Raw genomic sequence first — 16,219 nt, forward strand, 5'->3', positions numbered from 1 at the left:
CAGCACAGGACGGCCGGCCGGCTCCGCGGAGTCGGCCGCGCCCGTTGGGCGGCCCGCCCCGGTGGCCGCGAGCCGCCCGGCTCCTCGCCGTGGCCACCCCGGCCGCGGTGATGCTGGCGGTCGGCTGCTGGGGGCTGCACCGCGGCGGCATGTGGCGCGACGAGGCCGTCACCTACCAGGTCGCCCGGCGCACGGTGCCGCAGATCTGGCGACTGCTGCACGGCGTCGACGCGGTGCACGGCCTGTACTACCTCCTGATGCACGTCGTCCTCGCCGCCGATCCCGGCCACCCCGGCGAGGTCGTCCTCCGGCTGCCCTCGGTGTGCGCGGCGGCCGCCACCGCGGGCCTGGTGGCCGCCCTCGGCAGCCGCCTGGCCCGGCCGCGCGTCGGCCTGTGGGCCGGACTGCTGTACGCGGTCACCCCGCTGGTCGGCCACTACGCGCAGGAGGGCCGCTCGTACGCCCTGGTCGCCGCGGGTGCCACCGGCGCGACGCTGCTCCTCGTCCGGGCGGTGCGGGAAGAGGGGCGGCGGCCCTGGTGGTGGTACGGCGCCGTCCTCGGACTCACCTGCTGGCTGCACGAGTTCGCCGTCCTGCTGCTGCTCGCGCACGCGGGAACCCTGGCGCTGGCCCGTTCGTCGGGAAAGGTGTGGCGGAGGTGGGGCTGCGCGGCCGGGGGCGTGGCGCTGGCGCTGCTGCCGATGGTCGTGGTCTCGCACGGGCAGTCGGCCCAGGTGGCCTGGCTGCGGGAGCCGGACGTGGAGACCGCGCAGGAGTTGCTGCGCCAGTACCTCGGACCGACCGACGGGGTGTACTGGCCGTGTCTGGCGCTCGGGCTGCTCGGGCTGACGCGGCTGGTGGGCCGGCGCGGCGAGGTCACCCTCGCGGCGGTCGCGCTGCCGCTCGCGGTGCTGCCACCGGTGGCGCTGATGCTGGCCTCGCAGCTCACACCGCTGTACGTCGACCGGTACGTGCTGTACGCGCTCGCCGGGGGGCCGCTGCTGGTGGCGCTCGGCGCGGACCGGGTCGCCGGGGCGCTCGGCCGGCTCCGGTTCCACGGCGTGCAGCCGGGGCCGCGGTCGCCCGCGCTCACTCTGGCCGGGGCCCTGGCGGTTCTCCTCGCCTTCACCCACCAGGTCCCGCTGCTGCGGGCGGACCGGGTTCCCGGCACCCGTCCGGACGACCTCGGTGCGGTCGCGGCGGCCGTGGCCCGTGTGCTGCGGCCCGGCGACCCCGTGCTGTTCCTGCCGGCTCATGCGCGCGGGGCGGAGCTCGCGTATCCCGCCGACTTCAAAGGCACGAGGGACGTCGCACTGGCCGAGCCGGGGGCGCGGTCCGGGACGTTGTACGGGCGTGAGGTGGGGGTGGCGACGCTGCGGCGGAGGTTGGCGGGGGCCGACGAGGTGTGGGCCGTGATGGAGAAGTACGCGCTGGTGAGCGGGTATCGGCCGCGGCTGGGGACGGAGCGGGCCAAGTTCGCCGTGCTGAACCAGCAGTTCGTGCTGCGGGAGGAGATGGTGATCGACCGGATTGCCGTGAGGCTGTACGTGCGGCCGATTCGGGTGGGTGCGGAGGAGTCCGGGCTGCGGACGGGTGGGGGCCGGTAGCGCCCACGCAGCGGCAGCGGCACATCGACGACAGCCCCGCGCCCCTGACGGGGCGCTCCACGCGAACCCCGCTCAGCAGGAACCCTCTTCCGGGGCCGCCGAGTCCAGAGTCCCCGTCAGCTGGTCCAAGCGCGCCTTCAACTCCCGGATCTCCTCCACGTCGAAGCCCGTCGCCGACACGATCCGGCGCGGTACCTCCAGCGCCCGCTCCCGCAGCGCGGCCCCCTCCTCCGTCAGCCGTACCTCCACCGAGCGCTCGTCCCGGGCGCTGCGCTCGCGGCGCACCAGGCCCGCCGCCTCCAGGCGTTTGAGCAGCGGCGACAGGGTGCCGGAGTCCAGGCGCAGGTGTTCGCCGAGCTTCTTGACCGGCAGGTCGCCCTGCTCCCACAGCACCAGCATCACCAGGTACTGCGGGTAGGTGAGCCCGAGGTCCTTGAGGATCACGCGGTAGACGCCGTTGAAGGCGCGGGACGCGGCGTGCAGGGAGAAGCAGATCTGGCGGTCCAGGTGGAGCCACTCCGCCTCGGGAGCGGCGCTGGGGGTCGGGGTCGTCGCGGTCATGGCTCAAGCGTAGCGCTTGCGGGTCATTTAGTTGTGCGCAATTTAATTGCGTGCTCTACTTGGGGTCGTGAGGGCGGCCGGAACGGGAGCCGCCGGAACACCGATACTTCGAGTACTTCGAGAGGGATGGTCTTCCATGGACGCCATCTACACCGCAGCCGCCACCGCCACCGGCCGGGAAGGACGGGCGGTCAGCTCGGACGGCCAGCTGGACCTCACGCTGGCGTTCCCGGCCGCGCTGGGCGGCAACGGCCAGGGCACCAACCCCGAGCAGCTCTTCGCCGCCGGTTACGCCGCCTGTTTCGCCAGCGCCCTCGGCGCCATCGGCCGCCAGGCCAAGGTCGACACCGGCGAGATCTCCGTCACCGCCGAGGTCGGCATCGGCAAGGACGAGTCCGACGGCGGCTTCGCGCTCAAGGTCACCCTGCGCGTCGAGCTCCCCGAGGCGCTCGCCAACGAGACCGGCGAGAAGCTGGTCCACCAGGCCCACGACTACTGCCCCTACTCCAAGGCCACCAAGGGCAACATCCCGGTCGAGCTCGTCATCGAGTAACCGATCGAGTAACCAGCGGCACCGGGGACGCCTCGTCCCCCGTCCGGGTGAGCCGCGCGAGCACCTCCCCGGTCCGCCGGCTCCAGTCCACCACCACCGCCTCCGCGGGCAGCCGCTCCTGCCGCGTCAGCAGCAGCCAGCGCACCCGGGGGCGGTGGTCGTGGCCGTCGGCCAGGTCGATGCCGTATCCGGGGAGCAGCCGGACGGCGTAGTAGGCGTCGGTGACCACCGGTTCCCCCGGGCCGATGTGCCGGGCCGCCCAGTCGTACGACGGCCAGCGCGGCGGCTGGACGAAGCCGACCGGGTCCACCGAGCGCGGTACGACCGCCCCGGCCTGCGCGGCCAGAAAGCCCAGGCAGACCCCGCCGGCCGTGGCCCAGCCGAGCGCCCGCCGCCACCTGGACCAGGGCCGCTCCGCCGCCAGCTCCACGGCGAGCGCACACTGCGGCGCCAGCAGCACGAGCCCGAGGACGCCGACGACCCGGCCGCACACCAGCACCAGGCACTCCAGGGCGAACAGCAGCACGAGCGGATCACGCCAGGCCGCGGGCCCCGCCGCACCCCGCAGAGCAGACCCCGCCGCACCCCGCGCCGAACACCCCGTCGGCCCTGCGGCCGGCCGCCGTACCCGCAGCCACAGTGCCGGGATCCCGAGCAGGGCCAGCCAGCACTGGTCGGTGCGTCCGGCGAGCCCGGCCAACCCGCCGTACGACACGTACGGCTCGTACGGCGCGGGCGACAGCACCCGCGCGTGCGTTCCCAAGGCGAGCACGGCCGCCGCCACCGTGCACATCAGCGCCCACCGCCCCCACACCGCGCCCCGCCACGCCCGCTGCCACCCCGCCACGAAGGCCACCGCCCCGGCCGCCGCGCCCACCCCGGTCACCGGGTCGACCAGGGCCACCGTCCCGTACAGCAGGCCGAGCGCCGCGTATCCGGACAGGCTGCGCAGGCCGCTCGGGCCGACATAGCGCACCCGGCGCAGATCGCGGGCGCGGGCGCCGGTCAGGGCCCAGGCCCAGAGGGTGAGGCCGAGGGCGAACGCGGACGGGTAGCCGAGGCTGCCGGTCAGCGGCAGCAGGGCCAGCGAACCCCCGCCCCACGCCGGTCGCGTCCCCCACAGCACGGACAGGAAGGCCAGCGCCAGCACCGGCGCCCACGAGCGCGGGGTGAGGACGCGGACCAGCCGGCCGAGGCCCGTCACCAGCACCAGCAGGTTCAGCGGGCCGCACACCCGGAGCAGCTGCCACCCGCTCAGCCCGGTCAGCCGCGCCACGGCACCCTGCGCCAGCACGTACGGGGACCCGGCGGCGGCCGTCAGTCCCGCCCGCACCCGTGCCACCGCCGCCGCGTGCTGCCCGGCCTCGCAGCACGGTGGCACCCGCCAGTACGCCAGGGTCATCAGCAGCCAGAACAGCAGGCCGAAGACCTGGTACGGGGTGAGTCTGCGGACGCGGCCGCCGCGCAGGGCGGTGGAACCGCGCGTGGTGCGCCGGAGCAGGGCGCCGGTGCTCACCGGAGGAAACGGACGGGGCGGGCCATTTGCCAAGTGTTCCCGTCCGCCCCGACCGCGTTGCCGTCCGTCACCTCATCGAGTGATGCCGACCGCCCTGGGCGTCCCCTGTACGGGAACCGGAAGCGACCGGCGCACCAGCGGTTCGAGAAGCAGCGGCACGCCCACCACCGGCAGCAGCCACGCCGGCACGATCAGCCGGTCGCCCCCGATGGTGATGTCGGGGTGCCCGGCCTGGGTGAGGATCCCGGTTCCGGCGGCCGCCAGCAGGAAGACGCCGAAGGCGGGCCGCCGCCGCGCTCCCCACGCCCCGGCCGCCAACGCGGCCGGGAACAGCGGCTCCATCAGTTGTCGCCGCAGCCACTCCGCCCAGAAGTCGAACTCCAGATGGAGGAACTCCCGCCACGGGTGGGCCCGGTCCGGGTGGGCGTAGTGACCGGTCAGCAGGTCCTGCACGCTCTCCGCCTCGGAGGGGTAGTGCAGCAGCCGGGCGAGGAACAGGGTGCCGGCCACCGCCCCGCACCCCACCACCGCGACCGCGACCACCCCGCGCCCCGCGCTCCGCCCGTGCCCGGGGATCCCCCGGTGCCGCCGGCGGCGCCACAGCGCGACCACCACCGCGGCCCCGGCCAGGCCCGCCCCGAGAAAGAGGGCCTGCGAGTGTTTCACGGCGAACAGCGCGAGCAACGCACCCGCCACCGTCGCCGTCCCCGCCCGCGTCCGCCCGGTCAGGGCCAGCGCGCAGCCCCACACCGCCGTCAGGGTCAGGGCCAGCATCAGGCCCTCCGCCATCGGTCGCATCGCGGTCGTGCCGACCGGCAGCACGTAGTACAGGGCCTGCCCGGTCAGCGCGAGCGGCGCCGGTACCGACACCGTCCGCAGCACCAGGAAGACCAGCATCCCGCCCGCGCCCGCGACCAGCACACTCGCCAGCCACACCCCCCACGTCACCCCGCACACGGTGACGAACGGCACCAGGAACACCGGATACCCCGGCCGCACCTCGAAGATCCGGCGCAGCCGCGGGGCCACGAACGGCACGACGTGCCCGTCCGTCTGCGCTCCGCCGGCCCGCAACCGCCGCTCCACCCGCCGCAGTTCACCGGCCCGGCACTCCGCGAACACGCGGCCCGCCGGACTCGGCGCGTGGAAGCGCAGCACGTCCACACGCTGCGTGCGCTCCGCCGCCGACGCCTGGCCGGCGCACACCCAGTCGACCGTCTCGGCCGCCGCCTCCCGCTTGCCCGCCCCGCCCAGGGTCAGCGCGTACGACACGTAGTTCTTGGAGTCGGGCGTGTCCCGGCCGGTGACGTTCGCGAGTTGCAGCACCGCGAAGACGGCGGCCAGCACCAGCACCCAGGTGCGCGGTCTCACGACGACGCCAGCAGATCGCGTACGCCGGCCGGACCGGGGACCCGGGCCGGCGGCTCCGGCATCGACTCGCCCAGCAGCAGCGTCCGTACGACCCGTTCGGCGGCCCTGCCGTCGTCGAACTCGCAGAACCGGGACCGGAAGTCGGCCCGCAGCCGCGCCGACTCCTCGTCCCGCCAGCCGCCCGAGGCGAACAGCCATGCCAACTCCCGGTAGGAGTGCGAGACATGCCCCGGCGCCTCGGCGGTGATGTCGAGATAGGCGCCCCGGCTCGCCGTGTACGCGGCCCAGTCGTCCGCGTGCACGACGATCGGCCGGTCCAGGTTGGCGTAGTCGAACATGATCGAGGAGTAGTCGGTGACCAGGGCGTCCGCGGCCAGCATGACGTCCTCGACGTGCGGTTCGCAGGTCGCGTCGACCACGACTCCGCGCCGGTGCAGCTCGGCCAGGCCCATTCCGCGCGCCGGCCCGGTCGCGAGGGCGGGATGCAGGCGGACCACCAGCGTGTGCCCCGCGCCGAGGTCGGCGGCGAACCGGGTCAGGTCGATCCGGTCGACGTGACCGCCCCGGACGTAGTCGCGGCGGGTCGGCGCGTAGAGCACCACGGTGTGGTCGGCCGGAATGCCGTACCGGGCCCGGAAGTCCGTCGGGCCGCCGGCGACCAGCACGTCGTTGCGCGGGCTGCCCGTGCGGGCCGACGCGAAGTGGCAGGGGTAGGCCCGCTCCCACACCAGCTCCGAGTGGCGGTTGGCGACCAGGCTGTGGTCCCAGCGGTCGGCCCGGCGCAGCATCTGCGGCACGTCGAAACCGAGCCGGGCGCCGGGCTTGCCCAGCAGGTCGGCGCCCAGGTACTTGAGCGGGGTGCCCCGGTGGGTGTGGACGTGCACGCTGCCGGGCCGTTTCACCAGCGTGCCGGGCCAGTTGACGTCGTTGACGAAGAACTTCGCGCGGGCGGTCAGCCGCAGGTACTCGGGGGAGTCCAGCAGCACACGGTCCACGTCGGCCGGCAGCTCCGCCGCCACCTCCGCGTCCCGCACCACCCAGACGCCTCGCAACCGCGGGGCGATCTTCCGGGCCGCCCGGTACACGGCCGCCGGGTCGCCCCGCAGCCCCTGGTGCGAGGCCGCCGAGTACAGGACCAGGTCCTCGTCGAGCGGGCGGAGACCGCGGAGTCCGGTCAGCGCGCGCCGGGCCCGGGCCCCCGCCGCCCGCCGCACCCGCAGCGCCTGCCTGCCGCCCGCCCGTCCGGCCCGCCCGGCCTGCTGCCGCAGCCGGTACGAGGCGTACGACCCGGCGAGCACCCCCAGGCCGGCCGCGGCCTCGGCCCCCTCGTCGGCCCCTTCCGGCCGGAACGCCCGGTACAGCTCAGCCGTGCGCCGGAAGAACTCACCCCTGGCGGCGGGCGGCAGCCGGTCCGGTTTGGCGAGGATGTCCAGGCAGTGCTCGCCCATCTTCCGGTGCAGGTAGGGCCGCCAGCCGGCCAGTTCCGGGTGGGCGTCGACGAAGGCGAAGACCCGCTTGTACTGCTCGTGCACGTCGAAGTGCTTGCGGCTGGTGGTGGAGAGGATGTTGCCCTGCCGGCGCTGGCGGTAGTCGAGGCAGATCCGGTCGAGGGTGGCGATCCGGGCCGCGCTGAGCATGACCGGGAAGGTCCACGGGGTGTCCTCGTAGTAGCCCGGCGGGAACCGGAAGCCGTTCTCCTCGACGAAGTCCCTGCGGTAGGCCTTGTTCCACACCACCATCAGCAGGTCGAGGATCTCGGGGTGTTCGGCCGCCGTGAAGACGTCCGACCTGGCACCGAGCAGCTCGGCGAGGGCGTTGCGCCGGGTCCCGCCCCACCAGTAGGCGCGGGCGTAGTCGAAGACCAGCACGTCCGGGTCGCCGGTCTCCGCCAGCCGGTCGGCGACCGCGCGCAGCGCACCCGGCGTGAGGGTGTCGTCGCTGTCGAGGAAGAGGAGGAAGTCACCGGTGGCATGGGGGAGTCCGGCGTTGCGGGCACGGCCGAGGCCGACGTTCTCCGGCAGGTGCAGGACCTTCACGCGCGGGTCGCGGGCCGCGTACTCGTCGAGGATCGCGCCGCAGCCGTCCGGGGAGCGGTCGTCGACGGCGATCACCTCGATGTCGTGGAAGGACTGCTCCAGGACCGAGTCGAGGCACTCCCGGAGGAAGCCCTGCACCTGGAAACAGGGGACGATCACGCTGAATCGGGGCACGGTCAGCTCCTGACGAGGGTCGCGGCCGGGGCGGGCAGGCGTTCGGCGAGCGGGATCACCGTCGGAATGTCCTGGGGCGGCCGGCCGAGGAACACCCGCCGTACGACCCGCTCGGCGGCCAGGCCGTCGTCGAACTGGCAGAAGCGGGCCCGGAACGCGGCGCGCAGCTGCCTGGACTCCGGGCCCCGGTAGGAGCCGTCGCGGAAGATCCGGGCCAGCTCCTCGGGGGTGTGGGCGATCGGTCCCGGCGGCTCGGCCATCAGGTCGAAGTAGACGCCCCGGGTCTGCCGGTAGACCTCCCAGTCGTCGGCGTAGACGACGATCGGCCGGTCCAGGTTGGCGTAGTCGAACATGATGGAGGAGTAGTCGGTGATCAGCGCGTCCGCGGCCAGGCACACGTCCTCGGCGGAGCGGTGCGCGGTGACGTCGATGACCCGGCCGGTGCCCGCCGGACGGCCCCGGTCGTAGAAGTAGTGCGCGCGCAGGAGCACGACGACGTCCTCGCCGGCCGCCTCGCAGAAGGCCTCCAGGTCGAGGCCGGGTTCGAAGCCGGTGTGGTGGTCGCGGTGGGTGGGGGCGTACAGCACGGCCGTCCTGCCGTCGGGAACGCCCAGTCTCCGGCGGGCCCGGACCACCTCGTGGGCGGACGCCGTGTAGTAGACGTCGTTGCGCGGATAGCCGTACTCCAGGGTCTGGTACGAGCCGGGGAAGGCGCGTTCCCACGTCTGGGTGGAGTGGCGGTTGGAGGAGAGGTTGAAGTCCCAGCGGTCGACGCGGCCGAGCAGGTTGGCGAAGCTGCCGGACCGCGCGGCGACCACCGGGTACGTCGACTGGTCGACGCCCATCTTCTTCAGCGGGGTGCCGTGCTGCGTCTGGACGTGGACGCTGCCGGGCCGCTTGACGACCCCCTCGGCGAAGTTGGCGTTGTTGACGAGGTACTTGGCGCGGGCCAGCACCTGCCAGTACCGGCGGCTGCCGATCACCGCGTACTCGACGTCGTCCGGCACGGTGTGTTCCTGGCCGGCCTCGACCAGGAACACCGAGTGGACGTGCGGGGCGAGTTCGCGGGCCACCGCGTGGATCGCGGCCGGGTTGCAGACGTAACCGCGCCCCCAGTAGGCGCAGTACACCGCGAGGTTCGGGTCCAGCGGCCGGCGCAGGTCGAGGGTGTACCGCAGCCGGGTGAGCGGCATGCGCGGGCGCGGCAGCCGTCCCGCAGCCCCGGACGCGAGCCGGTTGGCACCGCGCAGGGCACGGAACGCCGTGTACGCGCCCGCCGCGAGGAGCCGGTGCTGGACCCCCAGGCTCCCGCCCGGCATCCGGAACCCGTCCGGCCGGTGCGTGCGGTGCAGCCGGGCCGCCCGCCGGAAGAACGCCCGGTGCCCGGACGGCATCCGGTCCGGTCGCGCGGCCGTCTTCAGGACCACCCCGAAGACCTGCTCGAACAGCGCCCGCGCCCGCTCGCCGGGCACCCCGGCGGCCCGCTCCAGCACCAGCTGCACCTGGTCCAGGAGCTCCTGCTGGTGCGGCCCCGGCAGGTTCAGCCGGCTGCCCTGCCGGCGCAGCCGGTGCCGTACCAGCACCGAGCGCAGTACCGCGATCCGCTCGGCGGCGACGGTGGTCAGGCCGCCCCAGCCGAGGTCCGTGAAGTACCCGTCCGGGAAACGCAGGTGCCGCTCGGTGAGGAAGGACCGCCGGTAGACCGCGCTCCAGGCCGGCAGGGCCACGCCCGTCAGTCGCGGGGCCCGGTCCGGGGTGAACGCGCCGCTCGGGAGACCGGCCAGCAAGGGGGCCGCCGGGTTGGTCGGCTCGCCCTCCCACCAGGGTGTCCGCTCGTGCTCGGCATACAGGACGTCCACGTCACCGGTCTCGGCGAGCCGGGCGTCCAGCAGCGCCAGCGCGCCCGGGACCAGGACGTCGTCGCCGTCGAGGAACAGCAGGTACGTGCCGTGCGCCGCCCGCATCCCGGCGTTCCGGGCCCCGCTCAGCCCGGCGGACGGCGGTGAGTGCACCGGGGCCACCCGGGAGTCCCGCTCGGCGTAGGCGGCGGCGACCGGGGCGGCCGGGGCGTCGGGCGCGTCGCAGACCGGGATCAGCTCCAGGTCGCCGAAGGACTGGGCGAGGACCGAGTCCAGCGCCTGGGACAGCCGGCCGGCGACCCCGTGGGACGGGACGATGATGCTGAAGCGGGGCATGCTGCTCTTTCTCAGGTGTGCATGCGGCCCGGCCTTCCCGTCGGCCGCCAGGTGGACGGCCGGGACGGAGTGGGCCGCGAGGTGTTGGGGGGCATGAGGGAACTCCTCCCTGCAAGGCAAACGGCGTTCAGCGGCTCTCGGTGACGGGCAGATGTCCGGAAGGTTGCGGAACGGTGGCCAGCGGGGAGTGGGCGAGCCCGGAGGCCGCCGACGGAACGGGGTGGCGCTGCTCCAGCGGGATGAACTCCGGCAGCCCGGCCGTCTCGCCGAGCACCACATGCCGTACGACCCGCTCGGCGGCGCGTCCGTCGTCGAACCGGCAGAACCGCTCGCGGAACGCGGCGCGCAGCTGGGCGGAGCGGGAGCCGCGCCAGTGGCCGGTGGCGAAGATGTCGATCAGCTCGTCCTCGGTGCGGGCGACCGCGCCGGGCGGGCTGGAGCGCAGGTCGAAGTAGGTGCCGCGGGCCGCGTCGTAGGCGTCCCAGTCCTCGGTGTGCACGACGATCGGCCGGTCCAGGTTGGCGTAGTCGAACATGAGGGAGGAGTAGTCGGTGATCAGCGCGTCCGCGGCCAGGCAGAGCGACTCGACGCCGGGGTGGTCGCTGACGTCGATCACCCGGTCCCCGGACGCGAGCGGGCCGCCGTGCCAGTAGTGGGAGCGGGCCAGGATCACGAAGCGCGGGCCGAGGCGGCGCACGATCCGGTCCAGGTCGAGGGCGGGGCGCTGGGTGCGCCGGTAGTCGCGGTGAGTGGGGGCGTACAGCAGGGCGACCGCGCCCTCGGGGACGCCGAGCGACTCCCGGATCCGGGTGACGTCGGCCGAGGTCGCCTTCTGGAAGACGTCGTTGCGCGGGTAGCCGTATTCGAGGGTCCGGTATCCGCCGGGGTAGACGCGTTCCCAGGTCAGGGTGGTGTGGCGGTTGGCGGACAGGACGTAGTCCCACTTGTCGACGCCCCGCAGGAGCTCCTCGAAGTCCATGCCGGCGGCGGCCGCCGGGTGTTCCTGGAGGTCGAGGCCCATGTGCTTGAGCGGGGTGCCGTGCTGGGTCTGCACGAACACCTGGCCGGGACGCTTGCGCAGCCGCCGGTCGAAGTTGACGTTGTTGACCAGGTACTTGGAGCGGGCCAGCGCCGTCCAGTAGGCGAAGGTGCCCGGCCGCAGCCGGCGCGGGCCCGGCGGGATCGTGTGGTGGTGTTCCGGGCGCGCGATCCAGGCGGTGCGGATGTGCGGGGCGTGGGTCCGGAACGCCTCCTCCAGCGCGCCCGGGTTGCAGCCGTGGCCGCGGTTCCAGTAGGCGGCGAAGACCGCGCGGTCGGCGCGCAGCGGGAGACGCAGCTGGACGCGGTAGTGCAGCTGGAGCAGGGCCGAGCGCAGGCCGCGGACGGACTTGACGCCGGCCTTGAGGGCGCGGCGGCGGCCGGACATCGCCAACTGGAGGGCGCGGTAGGTGCGGTGCAGTCCGTAGTGGACGAGGGCGTGGCGCAGGCGGGTGCGGAGCGGGACGTTCGAGCCTCGCGCGTGACGGCGCCGGTAGTGGGCGCGGGCCGTGCGCAGGAACTCCCCGCGGGTGCCCTTCGGAAGCCGGTCCCGGCTGGTGAACACCGTGGTGAAGTGGTCGGTCATGCGGCGGAACAACACCGGCCGCCAGTGCGCCAGTTCCGGCCGCTCCTCGAGGAACGCGAAGACCCGGTCGTACTGGTCGAAGATGTCGAAGTGCCGGCGGCTGGTGGTGCCGAGGATGCTGCCCCGCCGCTGCTGCCGGTAGTGCACGCAGACCCGGTCGAGGGTCGCGATCGACTCGGCGGTCATCAGGGCCGGGTAGGTCCAGGGCGTGTCCTCGTAGTAGCCGGGCGGGAAGGCGAAGTCGTGCTCCTCGACGAACTCCCGCCGGTAGGCCTTGTTCCAGGCCACCATGAGCACGCGGAGCAGACCGGGCCGGTCGTCGAGGCGGAACGGTGCCGGACCCTGCTCGGTCAGGTGCAGCGCGACCTTGTTGCGCTCCGCCCGGCCCGTCCAGAACGTCCGCGCGTAGTCGTACACGAGCAGGTCCGGATCGCCGGTCTCCTTGATCCGGTCGGCGATCGCCCGCAGCGCGTCGGGGGTGAGGGTGTCGTCGCCGTCCAGGAAGAGCAGGTAGTCGCCGCGCGCCTGCGCCATCCCCGCGTTGCGGGCTCCGCCCAGACCCTGGTTCTCCGGCAGGTGCAGGGCCTGCACGCGCGCGTCCCGGGCCGCGTACTCGTCGATGATCGTGCCGCAGGCGTCCGGTGAGCGGTCGTCCACGGCGATCAGTTCGAGATCGGGGTACGACTGCGAGAGCACCGAGTCCAGGCACTCGGGCAGATACGCCTGGACCTGGTACGCGGGGACAATGACACTGAACCTGGGCAAGGGGCATCCATGGGTCGGTCGGCGCGGGCGTTCTGCCCGGGAACGGCCAATGGAGTGATTTGGTTACGGTTCCCTACGACATGTGGGTTACGTTCCGTGAACGGGCAGGGGCGAGCCGATGGCCGACTCGCCCCTTTCAGGCATCCTTTGTGTGGTTATTTGTGCGGTTATTTGACCGCGCCCGCCATCACTCCCGTCACGAACTGCCGCTGGAACGCGAAGAACACGGCCAGCGGGATCACCATCGAGATGAAGGCTCCGGGCGCGAGGACGTCCACGTTGTTGCCGAACTGGCGTACCTGGGTCTGCAGCGCGACCGTGATCGGCTGGGTGCCCGACTTGGTGAACACCAGCGCGACCAGCATGTCGTTCCACACCCACAGGAACTGGAAGATGCCCAGGCTCGCGATCGCCGGGCCGCCGAGCGGCATCACCACCCTGGTGAACAGCCGCAGTTCACCGGCCCCGTCGAGACGGGCCGCCTCCAGCAGCTCACGCGGGATCTCCGCGAAGAAGTTCCGCAGCAGGAACACCGCGAACGGCAGCCCGAAGCCGACGTGGAAGAGGATCACCCCGAAGATCGTCCCGAACAGGCCGATCTTGCCGAAGAGTTCGGCGATCGGGATCAGCGCCACCTGGACGGGCACGACCAGGAGACTGACCACGACCAGGAACCACCAGTCCCGGCCCGGGAACTCCATCCACGCGAACGCGTAACCGGCCAGCGCCCCGATGATCACGACCAGGATCGTCGCCGGGACGGTGATCAGGACCGTGTTCCAGAGGGAGTTGGTGATGTCACCGTTCTCGAGCAGCTTCTGGTAGCTGTCGAAGGTGAGCTGGGACGGCTTGCTGAACACGTGCCACCAGCCACTCGCGCTCATGTCGTCCGGCGAGCGGAGCGAGGAGGCGAGCAACCCGATCGTCGGCACCAGCCAGAACAGGGCGACGACGATCAGGAAGACGCGCACCAGACCGCCGTTGATCTTCTCCAGCAGCCAGCTCATCGCCGCTCCTCCCGCCGCAGCCGACGCACGTTGAACCACATCACCGGGATCACGAGCAGCAGCAGGAACACCGCGATCGCGCTCGCGATGCCCGGCTGGCCCTCCGAGAAGCCCTTGCGGTACAGCTCCAGGGCGAGCACGTTCGCGTCGTCCTGCGAGGAGCCCGGCGCGATGATGTACACGAGGTCGAAGACCTTCAGCACGTTGATCATCAGGGTGACGGTGACCACCGCCAGGACCGGTGCGAGCAGCGGAATGGTGACCTTGCGGAACACCTGCCACTCGTTGGCCCCGTCGACCCGCGCCGCCTCCAGGAGCTCCCGGGGCACACCCGCCAGTCCGGCCGCGATCAGCACCATCGCGAAGCCCGCCCACATCCAGACGTACGACCCGATGATGGCCGGGGTGACGAGGGACGGGCCGAGCCAGTCGACGCCGTTGTACGGCTGTTTGAAGTTGCTCGCGGGGAGCCTGAGCCGGGCGCCGTCCGCTGTGGCAGGGAGCGTGAAGGTGCCGTCGGCCGCGGCCTTCGTCGATGCCACCACCTTGCCGTTCTTCACCGCCTCGATCCGCATCCCGCCGTAGCCGAGCTCGGACGGGTCGGGGGCGCCGAGGGTGCCGACGCCCTTGCCTCGGGTGAAGTCCTGCCAGGTGGTGCCGGTGATCTTCCCCGGGTCGGGCTTGGCCGCCACGGCCTTCTTCGCGCCGTCGGGCATCTGGTCGGGGGCGACGCCGACGAGGGGGAGGGTGACGGTCTGGCCGGTGTGCACGGTGGCCGTGGTGATGAAGCCGCCCTGGTCCGGTTTCAGGGGGGACTCGCGGCCGGGATGGGCGTTCGGGAACGCGGAGGACTGGGCGAAGGTGTCGTGGATGCCGACCCAGACCGCGTTGGCGACGCCCTTGTCCGGGTCCTGGTCGTAGACGAGTCGGAAGATGATCCCGGCGGCGAGCATCGAGATCGCCATCGGCATGAAGACGACCAGCTTGAACGCCGTGCCCCAGCGCACCCGTTCGGTCAGCACCGCGAAGATCAGACCGAGGGCGGTGGAGACCGTCGGCGCGAACACCACCCAGATGACGTTGTTCTTCAGGGCGGTACGGATGCCGTCGTCCGTGAAGATCGCCTTGTAGTTGTCGAAGCCGGCGAAACCGTCGCCGTTCGCGTTGTAGAAGCTGCGGATCAGCGAGTACCCGATCGGGTAGACCACGAGCGCGCCGAGCAGGACCAGGGCGGGCAGGAGAAAGAGAGCCGCCACGGTTCTGCGGGTGCCGGTCACGCTCTTGCGGTGGCCAGGTGGAGCGGGGGCCGTGGTCGCGGGTGCGGCCATCGCCGGATCAGCTTCCGCTGCCGTAGGCGGCCGCCGCGTCCTTCTCCAGCTTCGCCTGGGTACCCGCGACGTCCGTCGGGTTCTGCAGGAAGTCCTGGAGGTCCTTCCACTCGCCCTTGCCGGGGGTACCGCCGAACGCCTGCGGGGCCTGGTCGGACATGTCGAAGCGGAAGTCGTCACCGGACGCGATCAGGGACTTGGCGATCGTGCGCTGCACCTCGTTCGGGTACGCCGAGTTCGGCACGCTCTTGTTCGGCGAGAGATAGCCGCCGAGCTTCGCCTGGATCGTCGCCGCGTCCGGGGAGGCCAGGAACTTCGCCAGCGCCTGGGCGCCCTTGGAGTCCTTGAAGACGACCGCCGCGTCACCGCCGGAGACCACGGGCGCGGTCGAACCGACCGCCGGGAACGGGAACACCTTGGCGTCCGTGCCCACCTTCGCCTTGGTCTCCCCGATGTTGACCTGCACGAAGTCGCCCTCGTAGACCATGGCCGCCTTCGGCTGGTCGCCGCCGGTGAAGGTCTGGGTCACCGAGGCCGGGAACTCCGTCTGCAGCGCACCGGACGCGTTGCCCGCGACGTACCCCTTCTTGCCCCAGATCTGGGCCAGCGTCGTCAGCGCCTGCTTGACGCTCGGGTCGGTCCACTTGATCTTGTGCTGGGCGAGCTGGTCGTACTTCTCCGGGCCCGCCTGGGAGAGGTAGACGTTCTCGAACCAGTCGGTCAGCGTCCAGCCGTCGGCGCCGCCGACCGAGAACGGGGTGACGCCCGAGTCGTACACCGCCTGAGCCGTCGTCAGCAGGTCCTGCCAGGTCTTGGGCTCCTTGGCGCCCGCGTTCTCGAAGACCTTCGCGTTGTACCAGATCAGCGACTTGTTGGCGGCCTTGTAGTAGACGCCGTACTGCTTCCCGCCGACCTTGCCGATGTCCTGCCAGCCCTGCGAGTAGTTCTTCTGCACTTCCGTGACGGTGTCGGCGCTCAGCGGCTTCGCCCAGCCCTTCTGCACGGCCTGCTTGATCGCGCCGGGCTGCGGCAGCAGCGCGATGTCCGGCGGCTGACCGCCCGCGATCTTCGATCCCAGGAAGTTGATGATCGGGTCCTGGGCGGGCACGAAGGTGACCTTCGCACCGGTGCGCTTCTCGAACTCGGCGAGCACCTGCTTGAAGTTCTTCTGCTCCTGCCCGGTCCAGACGGCGGCCACTTCGAGGGTGGTGCCGTCGAGCTTCGGGAGGCTGAGGGTGCTGGTCTCGGTGGCGCCGGTGCTGGTTCCGCCGTCGGATTTCTTGTCGTTGCTTCCGCACGCGGTGAGCGCGAGGCATCCCGCGAGCAGGGCGGCGAGCGTGGCGAGGGCCCGGTGGGTCTGGATGGTGTTGCTCATGACGCGCATCACTTCCCCGTTCTTCGTTCCTCGTTGAACGTCAGAACTCTGTCCCGTGCGCTCCGGTGTACGCGGGCGCCGCGTACGCGGCAAGTAGGCCGACAGGT

Annotated in this window: 11 protein-coding genes; 2 read left to right on the forward strand and 9 right to left on the reverse strand. The window is 72.4% G+C overall.

The window, feature by feature from the left end:
- Nucleotides 1-89 precede the first annotated feature (89 nt).
- Nucleotides 90-1,607, forward strand: a complete 1,518-nt coding sequence (locus tag ACFY0P_RS14490; protein WP_388911616.1) for a glycosyltransferase family 39 protein — start codon at nucleotides 90-92, stop codon at nucleotides 1,605-1,607.
- Between the two features lie 72 nt (nucleotides 1,608-1,679).
- On the opposite strand, the gene ACFY0P_RS14495 is transcribed toward ACFY0P_RS14490, so the two are convergent.
- Nucleotides 1,680-2,168 (reverse strand): MarR family winged helix-turn-helix transcriptional regulator, encoded by a 489-nt coding sequence (locus ACFY0P_RS14495; RefSeq protein WP_388911619.1) that lies wholly within the window; start codon nucleotides 2,166-2,168, stop codon nucleotides 1,680-1,682.
- Between the two features lie 136 nt (nucleotides 2,169-2,304).
- Between ACFY0P_RS14495 and ACFY0P_RS14500 the strand changes: the two genes are divergently transcribed.
- The gene (locus ACFY0P_RS14500; protein WP_388911622.1) at nucleotides 2,305-2,721 is read left to right on the forward strand and encodes an organic hydroperoxide resistance protein; all 417 of its coding nucleotides are present in this window, start codon (nucleotides 2,305-2,307) and stop codon (nucleotides 2,719-2,721) included.
- Here ACFY0P_RS14500 and ACFY0P_RS14505 read toward each other — a convergent pair.
- The 8 genes from ACFY0P_RS14505 to ACFY0P_RS14540 form a co-directional block, all read right to left on the reverse strand.
- Nucleotides 2,711-4,237 carry a hypothetical protein gene (locus ACFY0P_RS14505; RefSeq protein WP_388911624.1) on the reverse strand — a complete coding sequence of 509 codons (1,527 nt, stop codon included), beginning with the start codon at nucleotides 4,235-4,237 and terminating at the stop codon, nucleotides 2,711-2,713. The genes ACFY0P_RS14500 and ACFY0P_RS14505 overlap by 11 nt on opposite strands.
- A gap of 72 nt (nucleotides 4,238-4,309) precedes the next feature.
- Entirely contained in the window at nucleotides 4,310-5,608 is a 1,299-nt protein-coding gene (locus tag ACFY0P_RS14510; RefSeq protein ID WP_388911627.1) for a hypothetical protein, read from the reverse strand.
- A complete protein-coding gene (locus ACFY0P_RS14515; protein WP_388911629.1) occupies nucleotides 5,605-7,818 on the reverse strand; it encodes a CDP-glycerol glycerophosphotransferase family protein in 2,214 nt (737 codons plus the stop codon). Before ACFY0P_RS14515 ends, ACFY0P_RS14510 begins: the two co-directional genes overlap by 4 nt.
- 2 nt (nucleotides 7,819-7,820) lie before the next feature.
- A complete protein-coding gene (locus ACFY0P_RS14520) occupies nucleotides 7,821-10,013 on the reverse strand; it encodes a bifunctional glycosyltransferase family 2 protein/CDP-glycerol:glycerophosphate glycerophosphotransferase (protein ID WP_388911632.1) in 2,193 nt (730 codons plus the stop codon).
- A gap of 127 nt (nucleotides 10,014-10,140) precedes the next feature.
- Nucleotides 10,141-12,402, reverse strand: coding sequence for a CDP-glycerol glycerophosphotransferase family protein (locus tag ACFY0P_RS14525; RefSeq protein ID WP_388911635.1), 2,262 nt, complete (start codon nucleotides 12,400-12,402; stop codon nucleotides 10,141-10,143).
- Between the two features lie 167 nt (nucleotides 12,403-12,569).
- On the reverse strand, nucleotides 12,570-13,409 hold the full coding sequence (locus ACFY0P_RS14530; RefSeq protein WP_388911638.1) for a carbohydrate ABC transporter permease: 840 nt from the start codon (nucleotides 13,407-13,409) through the stop codon (nucleotides 12,570-12,572).
- Nucleotides 13,406-14,737 (reverse strand): carbohydrate ABC transporter permease, encoded by a 1,332-nt coding sequence (locus tag ACFY0P_RS14535; protein ID WP_388911641.1) that lies wholly within the window; start codon nucleotides 14,735-14,737, stop codon nucleotides 13,406-13,408. Before ACFY0P_RS14535 ends, ACFY0P_RS14530 begins: the two co-directional genes overlap by 4 nt.
- Before the next feature lie 7 nt (nucleotides 14,738-14,744).
- Complete coding sequence (locus ACFY0P_RS14540; protein WP_388911644.1) at nucleotides 14,745-16,121, reverse strand: ABC transporter substrate-binding protein; 1,377 nt, start codon at nucleotides 16,119-16,121, stop codon at nucleotides 14,745-14,747.
- Nucleotides 16,122-16,219 lie beyond the last annotated feature (98 nt).

Origin of the sequence: Streptomyces sp. NPDC001714 (genome assembly GCF_042892755.1) — a bacterium.
In the GTDB taxonomy this organism is placed as follows: Bacteria; Actinomycetota; Actinomycetes; order Streptomycetales; family Streptomycetaceae; genus Streptomyces.